The organism is Streptococcus infantis SPAR10 (genome assembly GCF_000279535.1).
Lineage (GTDB): Bacteria > Bacillota > Bacilli > Lactobacillales > Streptococcaceae > Streptococcus > Streptococcus infantis_I.
The window spans coordinates 1-21,948 of record NZ_ALCH01000009.1; the positions used below are offsets into that span (position 1 = coordinate 1).

At 41.7% G+C, this 21,948-nt stretch carries 13 protein-coding genes, 1 tRNA gene, 1 rRNA gene and 1 pseudogene; 3 read left to right on the forward strand and 13 right to left on the reverse strand.

Annotation, left to right across the window (positions count from 1 at the left end; translation table 11 throughout):
- The 9 genes and pseudogenes from SPAR10_RS0102140 to SPAR10_RS10225 form a co-directional block, all read right to left on the reverse strand.
- Positions 1 to 157 (reverse strand): 16S ribosomal RNA (locus SPAR10_RS0102140); the annotation flags it as partial.
- Positions 158 to 384: 227 nt separating this feature from the next.
- Positions 385 to 456, reverse strand: a tRNA-Glu gene (locus SPAR10_RS10190).
- Positions 457 to 591: 135 nt separating this feature from the next.
- Entirely contained in the window at positions 592 to 1,203 is a 612-nt protein-coding gene (rpsD, locus tag SPAR10_RS10195; protein WP_004253981.1) for a 30S ribosomal protein S4, read from the reverse strand.
- Positions 1,204 to 1,406: 203 nt separating this feature from the next.
- Positions 1,407 to 2,441: a sensor histidine kinase gene (locus tag SPAR10_RS10200; protein WP_004253983.1), complete on the reverse strand. Its 1,035-nt coding sequence runs from the start codon at positions 2,439 to 2,441 to the stop codon at positions 1,407 to 1,409.
- Complete coding sequence (locus tag SPAR10_RS10205) at positions 2,438 to 3,136, reverse strand: response regulator transcription factor (RefSeq protein ID WP_004253985.1); 699 nt, start codon at positions 3,134 to 3,136, stop codon at positions 2,438 to 2,440. The genes SPAR10_RS10200 and SPAR10_RS10205 overlap by 4 nt, the downstream gene beginning before the upstream one ends.
- A gap of 80 nt (positions 3,137 to 3,216) precedes the next feature.
- Positions 3,217 to 5,304 (reverse strand): SSURE domain-containing protein, encoded by a 2,088-nt coding sequence (locus tag SPAR10_RS10210; RefSeq protein WP_004253987.1) that lies wholly within the window; start codon positions 5,302 to 5,304, stop codon positions 3,217 to 3,219.
- 156 nt (positions 5,305 to 5,460) lie between these two features.
- The gene (locus SPAR10_RS10215) at positions 5,461 to 6,126 is read right to left on the reverse strand and encodes a potassium channel family protein (RefSeq protein ID WP_004253989.1); all 666 of its coding nucleotides are present in this window, start codon (positions 6,124 to 6,126) and stop codon (positions 5,461 to 5,463) included.
- A gap of 13 nt (positions 6,127 to 6,139) precedes the next feature.
- Positions 6,140 to 7,515, reverse strand: a pseudogene (locus SPAR10_RS10220) (TrkH family potassium uptake protein).
- Positions 7,516 to 7,547: 32 nt separating this feature from the next.
- Positions 7,548 to 8,312, reverse strand: a complete 765-nt coding sequence (locus SPAR10_RS10225) for a nucleoside phosphorylase (RefSeq protein ID WP_004253993.1) — start codon at positions 8,310 to 8,312, stop codon at positions 7,548 to 7,550.
- Positions 8,313 to 8,487: 175 nt separating this feature from the next.
- On the opposite strand from SPAR10_RS10225, the gene SPAR10_RS10230 reads away from it, so the two are divergent.
- The 3 genes from SPAR10_RS10230 to SPAR10_RS10240 all read left to right on the forward strand — a co-directional run bounded on the left by SPAR10_RS10230 (position 8,488) and on the right by SPAR10_RS10240 (position 9,890).
- On the forward strand, positions 8,488 to 8,940 hold the full coding sequence (locus SPAR10_RS10230; protein WP_004253995.1) for a DUF3290 family protein: 453 nt from the start codon (positions 8,488 to 8,490) through the stop codon (positions 8,938 to 8,940).
- Entirely contained in the window at positions 8,937 to 9,569 is a 633-nt protein-coding gene (locus SPAR10_RS10235) for a DUF421 domain-containing protein (protein ID WP_004253997.1), read from the forward strand. Before SPAR10_RS10230 ends, SPAR10_RS10235 begins: the two co-directional genes overlap by 4 nt.
- Before the next feature lie 117 nt (positions 9,570 to 9,686).
- Positions 9,687 to 9,890: a CsbD family protein gene (locus tag SPAR10_RS10240; RefSeq protein ID WP_000020982.1), complete on the forward strand. Its 204-nt coding sequence runs from the start codon at positions 9,687 to 9,689 to the stop codon at positions 9,888 to 9,890.
- 62 nt (positions 9,891 to 9,952) lie between these two features.
- On the opposite strand, the gene SPAR10_RS10245 is transcribed toward SPAR10_RS10240, so the two are convergent.
- The 4 genes from SPAR10_RS10245 to rpoC all read right to left on the reverse strand — a co-directional run bounded on the left by SPAR10_RS10245 (position 9,953) and on the right by rpoC (position 21,942).
- Positions 9,953 to 11,170 (reverse strand): carbohydrate-binding domain-containing protein, encoded by a 1,218-nt coding sequence (locus SPAR10_RS10245; RefSeq protein WP_004253999.1) that lies wholly within the window; start codon positions 11,168 to 11,170, stop codon positions 9,953 to 9,955.
- A 153-nt stretch (positions 11,171 to 11,323) separates the two neighbouring features.
- The gene (locus SPAR10_RS10250; RefSeq protein ID WP_004254001.1) at positions 11,324 to 11,887 is read right to left on the reverse strand and encodes a sugar O-acetyltransferase; all 564 of its coding nucleotides are present in this window, start codon (positions 11,885 to 11,887) and stop codon (positions 11,324 to 11,326) included.
- A 145-nt stretch (positions 11,888 to 12,032) separates the two neighbouring features.
- The gene (locus tag SPAR10_RS10255; protein ID WP_025170586.1) at positions 12,033 to 18,035 is read right to left on the reverse strand and encodes a CshA/CshB family fibrillar adhesin-related protein; all 6,003 of its coding nucleotides are present in this window, start codon (positions 18,033 to 18,035) and stop codon (positions 12,033 to 12,035) included.
- 259 nt (positions 18,036 to 18,294) lie between these two features.
- Positions 18,295 to 21,942, reverse strand: a complete 3,648-nt coding sequence (rpoC, locus tag SPAR10_RS10260; RefSeq protein ID WP_004254004.1) for a DNA-directed RNA polymerase subunit beta' — start codon at positions 21,940 to 21,942, stop codon at positions 18,295 to 18,297.
- Positions 21,943 to 21,948 lie beyond the last annotated feature (6 nt).

Genomic DNA, 21,948 nt, shown 5'->3' on the forward strand with positions numbered 1-21,948 from the left:
CCAATAGTTATCCCCCGCTACCAGGCAGGTTACCTACGCGTTACTCAACCCGTTCGCAACTCATCCAGAAGAGCAAGCTCCTCCTTCAGCGTTCTACTTGCATGTATTAGGCACGCCGCCAGCGTTCGTCCTGAGCCAGGATCAAACTCTCATTAAAAGTTTGAGTTCTCACTCATTTCTGTCACTGACAGATTTATTGTTTTTTCATTGTTCAGTACTACAACCTTAAGTTATAGTGCCCTGCACATTGGTTCGTCTTGTTCAGTTTTCAAAGGTCTTTGTCGCGCTTGCGACAACTATATTAGTATATCACAGTCACTTTTCTCTGTCAACAGGTTTTTTAACTTTTTTTAAATCCTATTTCCATCAACCGCGATACACCCATAGTCCGTACGGGATTCGAACCCGTGTTACCGCCGTGAAAAGGCGGTGTCTTAACCCCTTGACCAACGGACCTGAGCTTTTTCAACTCTTTCTATTATACCTACTTTTAGAATCTTGTCAAGAACTTGAGATAATTTTTTCTTATTTTTTGTTTTTACAAAGAAAAAAGCCCACTGTTGTAGGCTTCTTACAATATAAAATCTTATCTTAAAGCATTTTGTTGTAGAATTCAACGATAAGTGCTTCGTTGATTTCTGGGTTGATTTCATCACGTTCTGGCAAACGAGTCAATGAACCTTCCAATTTTTCAGCATCGAATGATACGAATGCTGGACGTCCAAGAGTAGCTTCAACTGCTTCAAGGATCGCTGGAACTTTCAATGATTTTTCGCGAACTGAGATTACTTGACCTGGAGTTACGCGGTATGATGGGATATCAACACGTTTTCCGTCAACAAGGATGTGACCGTGGTTTACGAATTGACGAGCTTGACGACGAGTAGTCGCAAGACCAAGACGGTAAACTACGTTATCCAAACGACGTTCCAAAAGAAGCATGAAGTTGAAACCTAGGATTCCGCCCTTGATTTTTGTAGCTTGTACGAACAAGTTACGGAATTGTTTTTCACCTACTCCGTAAGTGAAACGAAGTTTTTGTTTTTCAGCCAATTGCAAACCGTATTCTGACAATTTAGAACGGTTGTTTGGTCCGTGTTGTCCTGGCACGTAGTTACGACGTGCCAATTCTTTACCTGTACCTGTAAGTGAAAGGCCAAGGCGACGAGCTTGTTTCCAAGATGGTCCTGTATAACGTGACATGTGTATGTCCTCCTAATATAGATATAATTTCGGCGGAAATAGTCACTTAGAAAGCCCTGATTCGTGCAGATGCCCTTCGCCTAAACAGCCAAGGTTACTTGTTATAAGACACCTGTTGACGAGCTTCATGCTTTCCTGCTGCTATTTCACACAATGGCTATTGTACCATGAAATACTACATTTGTAAAGAAAATTTTTTAGTTTTATTTCAAATTAAGATGAAATGTAAACGTACTTCCTAAACCATGCAGGCTTTTTGCTGTTATTTCACCACCTAGTTGATGAGCTAGCTCTCGCGCAATCGCAAGTCCTAATCCATGGCCACCTGTTTTCATATTACGCGACGTTTCTACACGATACAGTCGGTTAAAAATTTTTTCCAAATCTTCAGGAAGAATACCTTGACCCTCGTCTTTTACACTGATTATGAGCTCTTCTTCTGTTAATTGAGCAAGAACTTCAATCCTAGTTCCAGGTTCTGAATATTTAAATGCATTGTTTAACAAATTGACTAGAATACGAGAGAGTTTGTCATAATAACTCTTGAATTTCGCAGACTCAGGCTTTACTTGAATGTAGACATCTCGCTCCTCTTGTTCAATCTGAAGTTGAAATTCACTCATCGACTCAATCAACAGCTGATCTAAAAACACATCTTCGACTTCTTCGTCAGCTATATCTTGAGGCTGAGCGTTAAGAGTCAAAACATCCAATTCTTCGACTAGCTTGTTTAAACGCTCGGTTTGGCGACCAATCGTGGTTAAGTAATGGAGTCGTTCCTCTTCCTTGATTACTCCATCTAGAATTCCTTCCACAGTAACCTGAATGGAGGTAATCGGAGTTTTAATATCGTGAGAGAGCTGAGCAATCATCATTCTCTTTTCTTGCTCACTCTCATCAAGTGATTGAAAGGTATCTTGTAAATTGTGGGACATGTCATTAAAAGCTTGGCCTAACTCTTGAAATTCTATCGGCCCTTTGGTTTCAATTTCTGTGCTGAAATCTTTGCCAGCTATATTCTGAGCTTGTTTTTTCAAATGTTTTAGAGAAGAAAAAACAGGTGACAAAAGAAAGATGCTCACTGCAGCGCCAATGAAACTAGCAATCAAGGTCATTCCAACCAGAAAGTAAACTTCACTTTTCTCAATCAACATTCGTTGGACTGCCCAGAAAACGACCAAAATCGTTAGTAGAGTCGAAACTAGATACCCCACTAAAATATAGCTTTTTAATTTCATTTTTTACCTCTCGGTCTTTCCATCTTATAGCCCAATCCCCAAACAGTTTTGATAGCAGGAGTGTTTAAATTCGTATACTTACTCAACTCTTGTCTCAAAGCATGAATATGAACATTGAGTGTATTGGTATCATCCACATAGTCCTCTTGCCATACCTTCTCGTAAAGTTCAGTCTTTGAAAAGACTCTCTCAGGATTGCTGGCTAATATCCATAGAAGTTCAAAAGATTTCACTGTCAATTCCAAAGGCCGTTCTCCAATGCGAACCTCATGAGTCACATGGTTGATCACTAAGTCACCAAACTCAATCTGCTCGATCTCTCCGCCACGACTAAGGCGGCGCAAGATATTATTCACTCTCAAAACCAATTCCCGTGGGCTAAACGGTTTAGCTATAAAATCATCCGCTCCCAAACTTAATCCATAAATCTTATCCTGTTCGCTTGTCTTAGCAGTTGTAAAGAGAAAGGGTTGATCAGGAGCAATATACTGAACTTCGCTGATAAAATCATAACCGTCCATATTAGGCATCATGATATCTGTGATAATGAGATCGATAGATTTTTTTCTAAAAAGTTCTAATCCTTCCTTACCGTTATGGGCAACTAAAACATCGTAACCTGCCTGTAAAAGATAGCGATTTTGAATATCTAGAATATCTATCTCATCATCAACCAACAAAATTGTCTTTTTCATCTGACACTCCTTTGACAAAAACAGTGTTATACTTGCTTTAGTATAACACTATTTTCTCTAATGTTTAAATGATTTGAACCTTAATCTTCTCTTTTGGTTTTCCAACCCAAAAATCCAACAAAACCTGCCAAGGCTAGGCCAAGGATTCCAAGTCCAGCTGTAGCCGTTTGAGCTTCACCAGTATTTGGTAGCGTCGCTTTATCATCTTTTTTCATCATATTAGCCATTGGGCTAGAAGCTGGTTGATCTACTTTCATATCTGACATATGGTGATTTGTACCCATCATACCCTCAGTCGTACCTGTAGAGCCTGTTTCAGAAGGCTTCGTATTCATCTGACCTTGTTGAGATGGTATTGTCGCCATTTCTTTTCCACGAAGCTGAATCGTTACTTGACGAGTAGCAATCAGATTGGTCAAATCAGGTTTGCCGTCTTTAGCGCCATAGACTTTAACAGTAGCTAGATACGTATGGGTTCCGTTAGCTCGAAGTTGCTCCAGCAAGGCCTGACCATCTTTGCCAACCGTATTGCCATTCAAATCCACTTCGTAGAAATATTGGCCTTTAGCCAAGCCTTCAAGTGGCAATAAAGCAGGATTTTTATCCATTCCATTGTCTGACCAAGGGGCTTTGTCTGAGGCTTTTAACAAGAGGCGAGTCAACATACCATCTCCACCAAAAGCTTCGTATGGAATAACTTGGTTGACACCGGCCAAGAAAGGTCCAGGAACCATAGCCTTATCAAGGTAGCTAGCTGGAACATCAATCATATCTTTGACATTGTTAACAACAGACTCTTTAACCTGATTTGGTGTGGTCAAGCCATTCAAATTAACAGTCAAATCTTTAGTCGCTACTAGGTTAGTCAAATCGGCCTTGCCATCTTTCACACCGTACACTTTAATCGTAGCTTTATAACTTTGAGTTCCATTTTGTTTCAAGAAGTTAAGAAGCTCTTTATCTGATTTACCTTGAGTACCTGCCAAATCCACTTCATAGAAGTAAAGGCCTTTCCCCAATTTCTCTACTGGTGGGAGAGCAGGATTTTTAGCCGTTCCGTTGTCTGACCATGGAGCCTTATCGGATGCTTTCAAGATAAGGCGAGTCAACATCCCATCACCAGCAAAGAACTCATATGGAATGACTTGGTTGACACCAGCTGTAAATGGTCCTGGGAAATTAGCTCTATCCAAGTAAGAAGCTGGGACATCTACTGTATCTTTGGTGTTGTCGGCCACACCCTTTTGCACTTCAACTGGAGTGGTCAAGCCATTCAAATTAACATCCAAATCCTTAGTCGCCACAAGATTTGTTAAGTCAGCTTTGCCGTCTTTCGCACCGTACACTTTAATAGTAGCTTTATAACTTTGAGTGCCGTTTTGTTTTAAGAGGTCAAGTAGCTCTTTATCTGATTTGCCTTGAGTGCCAGCTAAATCCACTTCATAGAAGTAGAGACCTTTGCCCAATTTCTCTACTGGTGGGAGGGCGGGATTTTTAGCTGAGCCATTGTCTGACCATGGAGCCTTATCAGAGGATTTCAAGATAAGGCGGGTCAACATACCATCACCAGCGAAGAATTCGTATGGAATGACTTGATTGACGCCGGCTGTAAATGGTCCTGGGAAATTGGCTTTGTCAAGGTAGCTAGCTGGGACATCTACTGTATCTTTGGTGTTGTCGACCACACCCTTTTGCACTTCAGCTGGAGTGGTCGCTGGTTGCACTTCACTGGCTTCGCGGTCTTGTCCAGAAGCTGTAGACATAGGATCTTCCACAGGTTTAACTGCATCTTCTGTTGGTTTCTTAGAGTCAGGTTGTGCTTGCACTTCTTCTTTTGGTGCTACTACTGGCTCTTTAGCAGTTTCGTCCGCTTTTTCTGAAGAACTTGTCGTATCCACACTTGCTTGAGGTGTTGGAACAGACTGTTCTGAAGAAAGATCTACATCTACTGCTTTATCTAGAACCTCTGCTGATAGGTCGCCCTTTTCACTCACTGAGGCGTCGTTTGACACGACTTGGGCAGGAGTCGGATTGACGACATCAGCACGTGCAGAACTTGGTTGACCAACTAGGACAAAGAAGCCACTAGCCACAACAACTGAAGCAACACCGACACTGAGGCGGCGAATAGACCAACGAGTATATCTCTGATTTGGATTGAATTTCATAGGATTCTCCTTAGAGTTTTCTTTTTTTGATGACTCTAGTATAATCTCCTAAAATTAAAAAGGATTAAGAAAAAGTTAAAATTTTTCTTAAATCCTTCTTATAAAATACTTATATTGACTCAATAGTCACTAGAAAAAAGAATGGTCATTTCTCTTTTAATCATTGAGGTGTGCTAGATTATCTAAATATTGGTTATTGATTACTGCCATCATATAGCCATCAGCTTTCAATTGATCATCTGGACCAAACTGAACGTCTAGAGGAGCATTTTCATAGTCACGAAAACCAAGAATATTGAGATTGTATTGTCCTCGAAGATCAAGTTCACTTAGACTCTTACCTGCCCACGATTGTGGAATTTTCATCTCAACAATAGAGACATTTTTGTCCAACTGAAAAACATCAACGCTGTTATTAAATAAAATAGTCTGTGCCAATGAGCGCCCCATTTCAAACTCTGGTGAGATGACTGAATCTGCGCCAATTTTTTCAAGGACTTTTTTTGCTGTATGGCTTTTAACCTTAGCAATAACAGTTGATACTCCTAGACTCTTGCAATGCATGACTGCAAGCACACTAGATTCTAAATTTTCCCCAGTTGCCACCACAACTGTATCGCAGGTATCAATTCCTGCTGAGAGCAAGAGCTCTTCATCGGTAATATCTCCAACAACTCCACGTACCAAGACTGGTTCGAACTGATTGATTCGCTCCTCATGGTCATCAATGGCGATTATATTTACATCATGCTTAGCAAGAGCCGCGAGAACACTGCTCCCAAAAATTCCCAAACCTAAAATTCCAATTGTCCGATCTGACATAGTTTATCCTTTCTTATCCTATGGTAATATCTGCTTTCATATAGTGGATCATATCTTTCTTATCTGGTTGATACTCAGCCAAACTAACTAATAGCGTCAGCGGCCCAATTCGTCCGATAAACATCAGTAGCATGATAATGCTAAGAGCTAATCTACCTAACTCTGGTGTCAGATTGGCAGTCACTCCGACCGTGGCAAGCGCTGAAATTGTCTCGAACATGATGTAGATAAAGCGCGGATTCCCTTCTGCGGTTACCCCTAACAGGATCAATCCCAGCAAGAAAGTTAGCAAGAAGATAATAAAGACACTGAATGATTTTTGGACTGTCCGAGGTAAAATTGTTCTCCGAGCTACATTGGCATGGGGTAATCCTAAAAGTTCACTGCGTGCAAATACTAATAAGACAAAGAAGGTTGTGATTTTAAGTCCCCCTGCTGTTCCACCAGGCGCCCCACCGAGAAACATTTGTAAAATATAAATCAGTAGTGTAACAGGCCGAGCCTGGGTGTAATCAATAGAAGCAAAACCTGCCGTTCTCATGCTAACTGTTTGGAAAAAACTGACTAGCAATTTATCAGGGATACTGAGATTGCCAATCGTTCCCGGATTGTTCCACTCTATCAAGAGGGTTGAAACTGTTCCAGTAAATAAAATTCCAGCTGTCAGGAAGAGAACCAACTTGGTATGGAAGCGAAGCCGACGTTTTTTCTTGCTCAACTGCGTGGCCAGGTCAAACCAAACCATGAACCCTAGACCACCTGTGATGATCAAAGCAGCAAGCACTAGATTAATCAAAGGATCAGTTTGAAAAGCTACTAAACTTGTACTGCCAAAATTATCAAAACCAGCATTACAGAAAGCTGAAATAGCTACAAAGATAGAGGTGAAAATCCCTCGGCCCCAACCAAATTCCGGAACAAAACGAAAACTTAACAGGAAGGCTCCGAGTCCTTCAACGATAAAAGTCGTCAAGAAAATCGAACGTATGAAAACCATTAAAGACTGAGTTTCTCCATAACTAAAGCTCTCCAGAATTGTTTCACGGCTACGAAGACTTAGCTTTTGCTTGCTTTGAATATAAAAGACCCCTATAAAGGTCATGAGACCCAAACCACCAATCTGGATTAAAAACATACAGATTAACTGCCCCCAGATGTTATATGTGGTAGCTACTGGTTGAGTAAAGAGTCCTGTCACACAGACCATGGATACTGCTGTAAAGAGATGGTCGAAATAGGTCGCTTGGGAGCTTGTTGCTTGCACAAATGGCAGACTCAAAAGGAGAGAGCCTGCGAAAATAACCAAAGCAAAACTTAAAAAATTCGACGAGCAGGTGATAAACGCCCCAAGGTCGTGTTTATTTTTTCCGAAAATGATTTGAATAACATAGTTACATTGTACCATAAAACAGTTAAAGCAGTCACATATGACTAACGATTTCAAGACAGAGTTCTAAGGCCTTGTCAAAAGCTTCTGAACCCCAATCGCGGCTATCATAATTTTCTAAATCCGCTAGAGAGTCGGCTGTAAACAGAAGTTGTCCCCAAACGACTCCTCGAAGCTGGGCAACTGCTGCAAGAGCTGCACACTCCATCTCCACAACTGCACAGCCTTCTTCCTTACGATAGGCAACTTTTTCAGCCGTTTCTCGGTAAAAACCATCTGTCGACCAAGTCATGACCTCTTCATAAGGAATGCCTAGTTGTTCCAAGACTTGCTCGATGGCAGAAACCGCTTCTATATGTACATCCATATAACGAGAAGGTGACGCATAATGGTAACTAGTTCCTTCATCACGCAGGGCTCGGACTGGAACCAGAAAGGCATTTTCTTCTATATTCGCTAACACGCCACAAGTGCCAGTAGAGATGATTTTCTCCACACCATAGCCAATCAACCAATCCATAAACTGGGCCGCAGGGGCAGAACCTACAGGAGCTTGGGCTAGACACACTTTCTCACCTTTGTAGTCCATGACATAAACCGGGTAGGTCTTAGTGGCAGAAACAAACTCCCCTACGCAATCTGCTTCTACTTCCTGAGCATAGCGGTCAATCTCTTCTTCCAAAAATGCATAGATGCACTTCTTTGGTAACTGTAAATCCAAGCCTTCATGATTGGGCATGATGACTGCCTGAGGATTATCATCAAACTCTAAAATAGGAATAGCGTGTTTTTGAATCATAGAACACCTCCTCTAAATTTGTACTATTATAACAAAAGCCAAACGAAAGTCAAGATGAGAGAAAAACTTATCTTAAATAGTAAACAACAATTAAATGCTTTTTCCCTACTAATAAAATTGCTATATCTTAGGAATTAGTTTATAATAGATTGAATTTGAAAAAGGGAGAAATCTTATGAAATTCTATTCATATGACTATGTTCTAAGCCAAATCAGTCAACAGGATTGGGTCATGATTATTGTGTCGACGCTCTTAGTGATTGTGACTGGATTCTTTGCATTTAAGGCTTTCAAAGATAAAAGAGGGAGTAAGTTCCGTGAATTATCGCTCATTTCTATTTTGACGTTAATTGCTTTTGTATTGATTAGCATTACGAATTTTCAAAACAGCCAATCCAATGATAATCAATTTCGTAGTTCCTTACACTTCATCGAGATTGTATCAAAAGAGTTAGGTATTGATAAAAAAGATATTTATGTCAATACTTCAGCTACTACTGATGGAGCTATTATTAAGGTTGGCGACAATTTTTATCGCGCCATTAGCGGGACTGACCAAGATAGCTATTTACTTGAAAAAATGGACTTATATAAAACAGATGTAGAACTGGTGGAGGTTGAAAAATGATAAGCTTTTTTGCTACAATTGCAATTAAATTGGCCTGGGGGCTTCTTTCTCTTGTTTTTGTTATTAACGTAACAGGAAAAGGAAATTTAGCGCCAAGTTCTGCAGTAGACCAAATACAGAACTTTGTTCTCGGGGGTATTATCGGCGGGGTCATCTACAATAGCTCGATTACCATCCTTCAATATGTCGTCATCCTCATCATCTGGACGATTTTGATTCTGTCACTCAAATGGCTTAATACCAATGTTTACTTCATCAAACATCTGATTGATGGAAAACCAACTATTATCATAAAAAACGGAAAATTAGATCCAGAAGCTTGTCGCTCAAAAGGCCTTTCTGCTTCTGACGTCGCTCTTAAGTTGCGCTCTCAAGGGGTCTTCCAATTGAAAGAAGTCAAAAGAGCCGTCATCGAACAAAATGGCCAACTCATAATCGTTCGAATGGGAGATGAGAATCCCAAATACCCAATCATTACAGATGGTGTAGTCCAAGTAGAAATCTTAGAGACCATCGGTAAATCAGAGGAGTGGCTAACTGAGAAATTGAAAGAAGAAGGTTTCGAAGAAGTCTCAAATATCTTTATTGCTGAATATGATAAAGGTCAATTGAATGTTGTAACCTATTAAAAAAATAAACTGATGCCTTTCGTATCAGTTTTTTGCTTTTTAGCATAAAAGGGTATATACTTAAATTAATATCTAATGTAATTTAGATAATACAAAAAATTAACGGAGGTATCCCCCATGTCAATCGAAGAAAAATTCAACCAAGCTAAAGGTTCTGTTAAAGAAGGTTTTGGTAAACTAACTGGCGATACAAAAACTCAAGCAGAAGGAGCTGCAGAAAAGGTAGCTTCAAAAGCTAAAGAAGTTGCTGAAGATGCAAAAGAAGCTGTCGAAGGTGCAGTATCTGGCGTAAAAAACATCTTTAAAAAAGACGGAGAATAATTCTTTCTCGTCCTAATAACATAAGAAAATCTCCCTTCTCTTTCGAGAAAGGAGATTTTCTTTTATGGTCGTCCACCAGGGCCTCCATTTCCTTGAGGTCCACCTCCACCAGGTATCGAATTGACAATCTCAGTTTGTTTTTCACCATTGAGGTAGATATCTCCACCTGTATAGCTAGCTGTTCCATCAAAGTCAAATCCTGTTTGACCAGTCATCTTAATAGTTCCACCTGTGACAGTGATATTACCATTTGAGTCAATCGGATCTGTGTCCCCTTGACCAACTTCAACAGTCAAGTTCCCACCATTCATGGTGAAGAAAATTTCACTTTGTTGGGAGTTTTTGTTGGCCGCATTGACCCCATCATCTGTTGAATAGATAGTAATGTCTCCACCGTTGATAGTGATTGACTTACCTTCAAGCCCTTCTGTAGAATTCTTAACTGTGTAGGTTCCGCTATCGATAACCAAATCACCTGATGCATGAATACCATCATCACCTGCAGTAACAGTGATAGTATTATCAGAGAGATACATGGTTCCGACAGATGTATCGTCATCATTGTCTACCTTGACGCCGTCCTCCTTGGCATCGACGGTCATGGTAGTACCAGTAATGTTAAGTTCATCATTGACATTAAAGGCATCTCCGACTGCTGTGATATTATAAGTCCCACCTGTGATATGAAGCGTATCATTTGCTTTAATACCGTTATTTTTCTTACCATCTACATTGAGGGTACCTTTACCATTGATGGTCAAATCTACTTTAGAGAATAACGCTGCATCCGCTTTTTCATCACTATTAGTAGCAGAATCTGATAGGCTATTGGTTGTCCCATCTGCTAGCGTTAAGTAAACATGACCCGCTGATTTTGCAGAAATAGTAGCATTGGTATTGGTCATAGTCACACCGTTTAGTACGAGATGCACATCATCTGTTTTTTCAGCCTCAATCTTGATTTGAACACCATCAGATTGTCCAGAAATCACATAGGTTCCTGACTTAGAAATTGTGACGGTAGAATCTGATACGGCAACTCCGTCACCAGAAACAGTTGCAGATGCCCCTGACAGAGTTACAGTTGATGCCGTCTTTTCATCGTAAGAAGTATCATAGTCTTTATCCGTAAAATAGCTGGTTTTCTTAGCCTTTGTAGTTGATGTGGTGGTTGTTGCGGTATTGCTAGTTGTTGTATTTGATGTTGACTGGGCACATGCCGTCACCAGAGACAGAGTAGCAATCGTCGTTAATAAGAAAGTCCATTTTTTTGTTTTCATACTAGTTTCCTCATCTTCATTTTACTTAGTATCATTCTATAGAAATTCCCTAAAAATAACCTAAATTTTTTCTGAAAATTTTCTTAAACCTACTCAGCACTAATGATAAGTAAACATCATTTACAAATAAAAAGAACAGCCAAAGCTGTTCCTTTAGTTTTCTTTAACTGGAATTTCCTTGATAACTCGTGCTGGATTTCCTGCAAGGACTACATTGTCACCAAACGACTTAGTAATAACTGCTCCTGCTCCTGCAACAACATTATCACCTAAAGTAACACCCGGTAGGACAATGACACCACCACCTGCCCAGAAATTCTTACCAATCGTGATAGGCTTACCAAATTCTATCCCAGAATTTCGTTCGTCCGGATCCAGGGGATGAAGGGGTGTTAAAAATTGGCAGTTAGGACCAATCATGGCATTGTCACCGATGGTAATTGGACAAACATCCAACATGGTTAAATTCCAATTAGAATAAAAATTTTCTCCCAAATGAATATTGACACCATAATCCACCACCAAACGAGTATTGACATAGAGATTTTCACCAGTTGAGCCAAACCATCCCTTGATGATTTCCATACCTTTTACTGGATCGACTTCTTCATTAAATGCTGCTTGCTTTTGTCGTGCTGTTTGTGCTAGAGCACGAAGTTCTGGATCGAACGGGTGATAAGGTTCTCCCGCAATCATTTTTTGATATTCACTTTTCATCGTTTGACTTCCTTGTTTGCTTTACAAGATTGTAGCATAGTTCTATCCTTTAGACAAGCAGCTAAGAGATAAAAAAACTAGTACATCCTTGGATGCACTAGTTTTTAATTAGAAAGGTGACTTTCTCACTACTTTACAGAGTTGATTAGTCTTCTTTCTTTTTACGAGCGATAAGTCCAAATCCACTCAAGACACCTACTAAACCAAGAGCAGCAAGGCTAGCATGATCTTCAGTACCAGTATTTGGCAATTGAGGAGCATCTTCCTTAGTTTCTACTGTATGAGCTTCTGGAGCTGGTGTAGTTGGTTTAACTGGCACTGATGCTGGTTTTGGAGTTGGTGCTGGCGTTGGCGCTGGCGCTGGCGTTGGTGCTGGCGTTGGTGCTGGCGTTGGCGTTGGTGCTGGCGTTGGCGTTGGTGCTGGCGTTGGTGCTGGTGTCACTTTCTTCTTGTAAATGTGTTGGACATTACCATCTTTATCGACAACTGTCTTCACAAACTCGTAACCTGGAATATCTTTCTTAGGTTGTTCTCCATCCTCGGTTGGATATCCTGGAATTGGGTTTCCGTTTTCGTCAACATGAGTTGTTGTGATCTTTTCGTAGACATGTTCTGTATCGCCGTTTGGCAATTTCTTAGTCTCTACGAAGCGGTATCCTGGAATATCTTTCTTAGGTTGTTCTCCATCCTCGGTTGGATATCCTGGAATTTCATTTCCGTCTTTATCCTTGTGACTAGTCTTCACTTTTTCGTAGACATGTTCTGTGTCACCGTTTGGAAGTTTCTTAGTCTCTACGAAGCGGTAACCTGGGATATCTTTCTTAGGTTGTTCACCGTCTTCTGTTGGGTTACCTGGAATTGGTTTACCATCTTTGTCTACAAACGTAGTAACTGGGGTTACAGTTGGGGTGTATGTTGCAGAAGCTTTTGTTCCGTTCATATCTTCACGCACAACTGTCACTGATGGAGCAGTTCCAGTAAATTCTGGTTCTGGTTTAAAGGTTACTGTTCCATCTGGAGCTACCGTGTATGTACCGACTCCTTCAACAGTCTTAGTTGTTGAACCATCTTCAAATGTAGCTGGAACATCATCATTCATAGGCACACGGCTATCGCCTTCCTTGAATGTTGGTTTGCCAGATTGTTCTTTACCTTTTGGTCCAATAGATGTAACAGGTTCTGCTGTTGGTGTTACTGGAGTTACAGTTGGTGTGTACTTAGCTGTAACTGGTGTACCATTCTTGTCTACACGTTTAACAGTCACGCCTGTTCCTGTTCCTGTGAATGATTTTTCTGGTACAAATGTAACTGTTCCGTCTGGGGCTACTGTGTAAGTTCCCTCACCTGGAATTACCTTAGTTGTTGAACCATCTTCGAATGTTGCTGGCGTATCATCATCCATTGGTACACTTGGGTTACCTTCTGTAAAGTTAGGTTTACCTGTTTGTGTTTGACCTTGAATATCTGTTGATGTTGCTGGTTCCGCTGTTGGTGTTACTGGGGTTACAGTTGGTGTGTACTTAGCTGTCACTGGTGTACCATTCTTGTCTACACGTTTAACAGTCACGCCTGTTCCTGTTCCTGTGAATGATTTTTCTGGTACAAATGTAACTGTTCCGTCTGGAGCTACTGTGTATGTTCCTTCGCCTGGAATTACCTTAGTTGTTGAACCATCTTCGAAGGTTGCAGGTGTATCATCATCCATCGGTACATCTGGGTTACCTGGTGTGAATGTTGGTTTACCTGTTTGTGTTTTACCTTGAATATCAGTAGATGTTGTAGGATCAGCTGTTGGAACAACTGGAGTAATCTTAGGTGTGTATGTTGTTTCAGCTGGAGTGCCGTTGGCATCCTTAGCTTGAACTTTAACTGGAACTACTTCACCTGAGTATGACTTATCAGTTGGTGTAAAGGTTACAACACCTGTTTCTTTATCAACTGTGAAAGTACCAATAACTTCACCACTTGGAGATTTAGCATCTACAGAAGCAGCAGGTTGACCATTTTCGTCAAGAAGAGTAATGGTATCTTTGTCGATTGGTGCAACTGGATCACCTTCTGTGAAGGTTACAGTACCAGTTTGAACTACACCTTGAGGGGCTACTGATTCATCAGGTGTCGCTGTCGGTGTTACTGGTGTTACTGTTGGAGTGTACTTAGCCGTTACTGGCGTACCGTTCTTGTCAACACGTTTAACAGTCACACCTGTTCCTTTACCTGTGAATGATTTTTCTGGAACAAATGTTACTGTTCCATCTGGTGCTACTGTGTATGTACCTTCACCTGGAATTACCTTAGTTGTTGAACCATCTTCGAAGGTTGCTGGAACATCATCATCCATTGGTACGCTTGGGTTACCTTCTGTAAAGTTAGGTTTACCTGTTTGTTCTTGACCTTGTTTGTCAGTTGATGTTGCATCTTCAGCTGTTGGTTTAACAGGAGTTACTGTTGGGGTGTATGTCGCTGATACTTTTGTTCCGTTCTTATCTTCGCGGACAACTGTCACAGCTGGTGCAGTTCCAACGAATGATTTTTCTGGGACAAATGTTACTGTTCCATCTGCTGCAACTGTAAATTTACCAACACCTTCAACAGTCTTAGTTGTTGATCCATCATCAAATGTTGCTGGAACATCTTCGTTGATTGGAACAGTCTTCTCAACGCCGTTAACTTCAACTGTACCACCCTTGAATTCAGGCTTACCTGTTTGAGTTGCACCTTGAATATCTTTTGTTTCTGCTGGTGTTGCGGTTGGTGTTACTCCTACAACTGTTGGTGTGTATGTCGCTGATGCTTTTGTTCCGTTCTTATCTTCGCGGACAACTGTCACTGCTGGGGCAGTTCCTACAAAGTTTGGTTCTGGAACGAATGTTACTGTTCCATCTGCTGCAACTGTAAATTTACCAACACCTTCAACAGTCTTAGTTGTTGAACCATCGTCAAATGTTGCTGGAACATCTTCGTTGATTGGAACAGTCTTTTCAACACCGTTAACTTCAACTGTACCACCCTTGAATTCAGGCTTACCTGTTTGAGTTGCACCTTGAATATCTTTTGTTTCTGCTGGTGTTGCGGTTGGTGTTACTCCTACTACAGTTGGTGTGTACTTAGCTGTAGCAGTCTTAATGTACTCTTTTTGAATCTGACCGTCTTTATTTCGTCCAACTGGCGCTGACAATGTAACTTCCACACCTTTGGCTGTACCAGTAAAGCTTGGTTCTGGAGTGAAGGTTACTTCACCAGTTGTAGGATTAATAGTGTAAGTCCCTTCTCCTGCTACTGTTACAGATGTCGCATCAGTAGTAAGACCTGTTGCTGGATCTACCAACTTAGCAGGATAGTCCGTGCTTGGAGCAATAACAATCTTATCACCAGCTGAGTTAGAAGCTGTTGTATTAAAGGTAGGTGTTTCTTTTTGAGTTGCACCTTGAATATCTTTAGATGTTTTGTCAACCCCTTCGATTTCAATCGGAGTAACTGTTGGGATGTAAAGACCATCCATGGTATTCAACTGACCATTAACGTTTGCTTCTTGGTCTGGGAATTTTGTTGACCAACCAGTATCATAACCATTATTATCTGAACGACGGATAGAGATACCATCAGCTGTTCCTAGGAAGTTGTCCTCAGGAATAAACTCAACATCTACATCTTTACCTTTAGCAGTAATCTTGTACTTACCTTGTCCTTGAACGACATAGTAACCGTCTGCGTCAAGGGTTGCTCGGTTGCCATCTTTGTCAACAATGTATGGTTCTACAGTTTCATCAATAATAGCAGTAGAATCACGTTCAAACTTATGTTCTCCACGTGCTGTAAAGGTTACAGTTGCTGATTGTTTCGTACCTTGAGGGCCACTTGTTTCCTTAAATTCTCCTTTTGGTGGGTGGGTGATTTGAGTCTTGAAGTCTTCTACTTCACCTGAGAAGGCCATGCCAGTTGGGCTTTCGATCTCGTTCGCTTTCTTAGCGATACGAACACGAGCACCTAACTCTTTAACGCTTGGGTCGACGTAAGTCTTGCTGTTTGCAAAGGTCAACTCAACAGTGCCATCTTGTGTGATTGTAGCGAGATTTGAGCGTTCATCCTCATCGAATTTACCATTTTGGTTAAAGTCTACCCAACCATAGATATGTGCTTCTGAAGCTCCATCCGTATGAGCTTGAATTGACATTTTGTAGTTACCTGGGCGTGTACGATCCATCTTAATCATCTCATTGGTTGTACCTTTGAGTTCATCTGGAAGCAATTGGTTAATTCCTTCATCGGCCGTAGTTGCCTTATCATCACCGAACCAGTCTTGAGTAGTGTTTTCATCCATATCTGGGCTCACATTACCAAGATACGGTTGATTTACTTTAGCTCCAGTAACACCGTCAACAGTTGCAATGGTATGAACTGCCTTACCGTATGACTCAGGAGCATCCCCTTCATCAAGTGGGAAGAACCCTAGCATAGCAGACTGTTTACCACCCGAAGCGATGTAAAGTCCCACTTCAGATGCTCCACGCGTCATAACAAGGGGAACAGAGGAATCGCCTGCAGAAATATTTGGCCCAAAGACACCAGTCCCAAGACCACCAGTTACTTGGTCAGGGTTCCCAAAATACTTCCAAGCGACTGGTTTCTTATCTGGGCCAACTTGATTAGACCCGCGAAGTTGGTTAAGGTTAATTCCGTAGAATGATTTACCATTAATAGTAGTCGTAGGGTTAGGGCCAAAAAGATTATCCGTATCTTGTATCATGTACGGTACACTATATCTTCTATAATCTTTTTTCCATTCTCCAAGATGTTGCCAACCTTGTCCGTTGGTAGTGAACATAACAAATTCACCAGGGTTGGCAGACTCACCATCAGCCATTACAATAGCCGGTTTAACAACTTTACCACGGAAGGTGGCAGAAATTTCAAATTGCACACCAATATTTCCACCATTTATCGCTGAAGCAATGGTTGTCTTCTTGGCTTTGGTATCAATTCCTTCATGTTTAACTTCGGTATAACCATTTTGAGGCTCTGCGGTAATCATGGCCTCATCACCGTTATTGAAATGTAACTTAGAAGTAGGTGAACTTGAATTATTGACAAAACCGTTTCGAGCATTTGGATCATAGGTTGCTTTTTCTGCGTCAGTAGCTCCTTGGCTTTCTAGTCGCTTCTTATAGATTTCAGTTGCTTGGAAGGGTTTCAAAGACTTAACTTTGATGGTCACCACATATCCAGGCATGATTTCCTTAGTATAGGTAGCTCCAACTTGAAGAGCCATTTTCTCTTGTAAGTTTTCAGTTGGTTTAGTTTCGGCGGCAGGTACTAATGTCGTAGTGGTTCCTGTCCAGTTGGCTACATCTCCAAAGTCCAACCATGTAATCTGGCTAGTCAAAGATTTTGCGTCAAGGTCTGTTGTATATCCTGGTTTTTCAACCTTTGGAGTTGAAGTTGCATCGACAACGTCTGCTCCTACACCAGTAGCTGTCGCTGTATCTGCACGGAAGGCTGTGTTTTTGTCAATCTCTTTCCCATTACGAGGGTCGTTTTTCCCTGTATTTGCGATTGCGTTAGTACCTTCAGCTGGCTTATTGTTTTCTGCAGGTTTACCTGTAGTGGCTTCTGTCTTTTCAGTAGCTGCTACTTTTTCTTCGGCTACAGTTTTTTCTTTGTTTTTAAGCTTAGAATTGACAATAGTTACAAGTGATTGGTAAGCTGCGTCAAGTTCAGCTTGGCTTGTAGCAGAAGTAAGTGCATTTTTAGCATTAGCAAGACCTACCTTAAGAATTTCAACGCTCTCGTCTGTCTTGTTGCTGTATTTCCCATTTGCCACGTTTGCTTCAATTTCAGCAACGTAAGCTGCCAAATTGTCGCTATTTAGCTCAGGTTTAACTTCAGTAGAAACTGCAGGTGCTGCTTCTGCTTGATAAGTTACTTCTTTAGCAGGTGCTGCTTCTGTAGTTAGAGGAGCTTCAGTTTTCTCTACTTCTGTTGTAGCTGCAACTCCGTCAGCTTGTTTTTCTTCAGTTACTTCATCAGCTCCGACACCTGTAGCAGTTCCGAGCATTACCAACGTTCCGAGTAAGACCGAGCAAACTCCTACATGAAGCTTACGGATCGAGAATCGACTAATTCGGTCGTTAAACAGATCATTTTTCATGATTTACCTCCATTACCCTTTCGGGAGTGTATATATTGTTATAATTTATGCATTGTTTTTTACAAAATCCCAAACATGCAACGCTCCTATTTTAGCACTATTGTACTTAAAAACCAAGCATTATGCTCATTGTTTTGAAAGTTGAAATCAATATACATTTATTCCATTTTTTTACTATTATTTCAAGAAAATATACATTACGATTTCATTTCCTATACACACCAAAAGAGGGAATTGCCCCTCTTTTGGATAAATAGGTTTATTCACTTGTTTCAACAGTCTCGACTTGGGCATCTACTTGCTCTTCTTGTGAATCTGCAAGGAGGGATTCTTCGTTGACTGCTTGTGGTTCAAGGTTACGGTAGCGAGCCATACCAGTACCAGCTGGGATGATCTTACCGATGATAACATTTTCCTTGAGACCAAGGAGATGGTCTTTCTTACCACGGATAGCTGCGTCTGTAAGGACACGAGTTGTTTCCTGGAAGGAAGCTGCTGACAAGAAACTATTGGTTTCAAGTGAGGCTTTGGTGATTCCCATAAGGACTGGGCGACCAGTTGCTGGAACACCACCTGCGATAAGAACATCTTTGTTGGCATCTGTAAAGTCGTTGATATCCATGAGAGTACCCATGAGAAGGTCTGTATCACCTGGATCCATGACACGGACTTTGCGGATCATTTGACGAACCATAACCTCGATGTGTTTGTCACCGATTTCTACCCCTTGGCTACGGTATACTTTTTGTACTTCACCGAGGAGGTAAGTTTCAACTGACAAGACATCACGTACAGCAAGGAGACGTTTTGGTTGGATAGAACCTTCTGTCAATGCTGCACCACGAGAGATTTGATCGCCAACCTCTACACGCATACGTGCTGTGAATGGTACCACGTATTCGCCTTCGCCAGTTTCACCTTTAACGAAGACTTTCTTAGTACGAGTTGAAGCATCTTCTTCGATTGCTGTAACTTCCCCTTTGACTTCTGTGATGACCGCTTCCCCTTTAGGATTGCGGGCTTCAAAGATTTCTTGGACACGAGGAAGACCCTGAGTGATATCGGTATTTGAGGCAACACCACCCGTGTGGAAGGTACGCATTGTAAGCTGTGTACCAGGTTCCCCGATAGATTGGGCAGCGATTGTACCAACTGCTTCACCAACTTCAACCGCATCACCAGTCGCCAAGTTGATACCGTAACAGTGACGGCAAACACCATGACGAGTGTTACATGTAAATACTGAGCGGATAGTCACTTCTTCAACACCAGCATTGACGATTTCACGAGCCTTGTCTTCTGTAATCAATTCATTTGGACCGATGATAACAGCGCCAGTTTCTGGGTGTTTAACAGTTTTCTTAGTGTAACGACCATTGAGACGTTCTTCGAGAGACTCAATCATCTCTTTACCTTCAGTAATAGAGCGGATCAAGAGACCACGGTCAGTTCCACAGTCATCCTCACGAATGATAACGTCTTGGGCAACGTCAACCAAACGACGAGTCAAGTAACCTGAGTCGGCTGTCTTAAGGGCCGTATCGGTCATACCTTTACGGGCACCGTGAGTTGAGAAGAACATTTCGAGTACTGACAAACCTTCGCGGAAGTTTGAAAGGATTGGCAATTCCATGATACGTCCGTTCGGAGCAGCCATCAGACCACGCATACCGGCAAGCTGTGAGAAGTTTGAGATGTTACCACGGGCTCCAGAGTCCATCATCATAACGATAGGGTTCTTAGGATCTTGGTTGGCAACCAAACGTTTCTCGAGTTTTTCACGGGCCGCACGCCATTCAGCTGTAACAGCATTGTAGCGCTCATCGTCTGTGATCATACCACGACGGAATTGTTTTGTGATTTGTTCTACACGTTTGTGTGATTCTTCGATGATTTCAGCCTTGTCTTCAACGACTGGAATATCAGCAATACCCACTGTCAAACCTGCAAGAGTTGAATGGTGGTAACCGAGGTTCTTCATACGGTCAAGTAGGGCAGATGTTTCTGTCGTACGGAAACGTTTGAAGATTTCAGCGATGATATTTCCAAGGTTTTTCTTCTTGAATGGTGGGTTGAGTTCAAGCCCTTCAATAGCTTCCTTGATATTTCCACCTAATGGCAAGAAGTACTTAGCCGGGACACCTTCTGTCAAGTTAGCATTTGTTGGCTCTTGCAAGTAAGGTAGTCCTTCTGGCATGATATCGTTGAAGAGGATTTTACCAACAGTTGTAAGCAAGATTTTGTGTTTTTGCTCTTCTGTCCATGGTTTGTTAAGGCTATCTGTTGCGATACCAACACGTGAGTGGAGGTGAACATAACCATTACGGTAAGCCATGACAGCTTCGTCACGGTCCTTGAAGACCATACCTTCGCCTTCACGACCAGCTTCTTCCATAGTCAAGTAGTAGTTACCCAAAACCATGTCCTGAGATGGAGTAACAACTGGCTTCCCATCTTTAGGGTTTAAGATATGCTCAGCAGCAAGCATCAAAATACGAGCTTCTGCTTGGGCTTCTTCTGAAAGCGGTACGTGGATGGCCATTTGGTCACCGTCAAAGTCGGCATTGTAGGCTTCACAGACAAGCGGGTGCAAGCGAAGGGCTTTACCGTCAATCAAGACAGGTTCAAAGGCTTGGATACCCAAACGGTGAAGGGTAGGTGCGCGGTTCAAAAGTACTGGGTGTTCTTTGATAACTTCTTCGAGGATATCCCAGATACGTTCATCTCCACGTTCTACCAAGCGTTTAGCCGCTTTAACGTTTTGAACGATATCGCGAGCTACGATTTCACGCATAACGAATGGTTTAAAGAGCTCAATCGCCATTTCACGTGGCACACCACATTGGTACATCTTAAGAGTTGGACCAACGGCAATAACAGAACGCCCTGAGAAGTCAACACGTTTACCGAGCAAGTTTTGACGGAAGCGTCCTTGTTTCCCTTTGAGCATATGGCTCAATGATTTAAGCGGACGGCTACCTGGTCCTGTAATTGGACGACCACGACGGCCATTGTCAATCAAAGCGTCAACCGCTTCTTGAAGCATACGCTTCTCATTTTGAACGATGATACCTGGCGCGTTCAACTCAAGCAAACGAGCCAAACGATTGTTACGGTTGATAACACGACGGTAAAGGTCGTTCAAGTCAGATGAGGCAAAACGGCCACCATCCAACTGCAACATTGGACGAAGATCTGGTGGAATAACTGGAAGGATGTTAAGAACCATCCATTCAGGCTTGTTTCCAGACTTGTGGAAAGCATCCAAAACATCTAAACGACGGATAGCTTTCACACGTTTTTGTCCAGTAGCTGTTTTCAACTCTTCTTTGAGTTCAGCAATTTCTTTTTCAAGATCTACTTGTTTCAAGAGGTCTTGGATAGCTTCGGCACCCATTTTGGCAACGAATGAACCATGACCAAACTCACGCAAGCGTTCACGGTATTCACGCTCTGTCATGATAGACTTGTGCTCAAGTGGTGTATCTTTTGGATCAATCACCACGTAAGCAGCAAAGTAGATAACTTCCTCGAGGGCACGAGGACTCATGTCAAGGGTCAAGCCCATACGGCTTGGAATCCCCTTGAAATACCAGATATGAGATACAGGAGCTTTTAACTCGATGTGCCCCATACGTTCACGACGAACTTTTGTACGCGTTACTTCAACACCACAACGGTCACAAACAATCCCTCTGTAACGAATGCGTTTGTATTTACCACAAGCACATTCCCAGTCTTTTGTAGGACCAAAGATCACTTCGTCAAAGAGTCCTTCACGTTCTGGTTTCAACGTACGGTAATTGATTGTTTCAGGTTTTTTGACTTCTCCATAAGACCATGAACGGACTTTACTTGGAGAAGCTAGTGTGATTTGCATACTTTTAAAACGATTTACATCAACCACTATTTC

What these genes read in the sequence shown, in the direction of transcription:
- rpsD (WP_004253981.1), bottom strand. Translation starts at nt 1,203, where the DNA reads ATGTCACGTTATACAGGACCATCTTGGAAACAAGCTCGTCGCCTTGGC.
- SPAR10_RS10200 (WP_004253983.1), bottom strand. Translation starts at nt 2,441, where the DNA reads ATGAAATTAAAAAGCTATATTTTAGTGGGGTATCTAGTTTCGACTCTA.
- SPAR10_RS10205 (WP_004253985.1), bottom strand. Translation starts at nt 3,136, where the DNA reads ATGAAAAAGACAATTTTGTTGGTTGATGATGAGATAGATATTCTAGAT.
- SPAR10_RS10210 (WP_004253987.1), bottom strand. Translation starts at nt 5,304, where the DNA reads ATGAAATTCAATCCAAATCAGAGATATACTCGTTGGTCTATTCGCCGC.
- SPAR10_RS10215 (WP_004253989.1), bottom strand. Translation starts at nt 6,126, where the DNA reads ATGTCAGATCGGACAATTGGAATTTTAGGTTTGGGAATTTTTGGGAGC.
- SPAR10_RS10225 (WP_004253993.1), bottom strand. Translation starts at nt 8,312, where the DNA reads ATGATTCAAAAACACGCTATTCCTATTTTAGAGTTTGATGATAATCCT.
- SPAR10_RS10230 (WP_004253995.1), top strand. Translation starts at nt 8,488, where the DNA reads ATGAAATTCTATTCATATGACTATGTTCTAAGCCAAATCAGTCAACAG.
- SPAR10_RS10235 (WP_004253997.1), top strand. Translation starts at nt 8,937, where the DNA reads ATGATAAGCTTTTTTGCTACAATTGCAATTAAATTGGCCTGGGGGCTT.
- SPAR10_RS10240 (WP_000020982.1), top strand. Translation starts at nt 9,687, where the DNA reads ATGTCAATCGAAGAAAAATTCAACCAAGCTAAAGGTTCTGTTAAAGAA.
- SPAR10_RS10245 (WP_004253999.1), bottom strand. Translation starts at nt 11,170, where the DNA reads ATGAAAACAAAAAAATGGACTTTCTTATTAACGACGATTGCTACTCTG.
- SPAR10_RS10250 (WP_004254001.1), bottom strand. Translation starts at nt 11,887, where the DNA reads ATGAAAAGTGAATATCAAAAAATGATTGCGGGAGAACCTTATCACCCG.
- SPAR10_RS10255 (WP_025170586.1), bottom strand. Translation starts at nt 18,035, where the DNA reads ATGAAAAATGATCTGTTTAACGACCGAATTAGTCGATTCTCGATCCGT.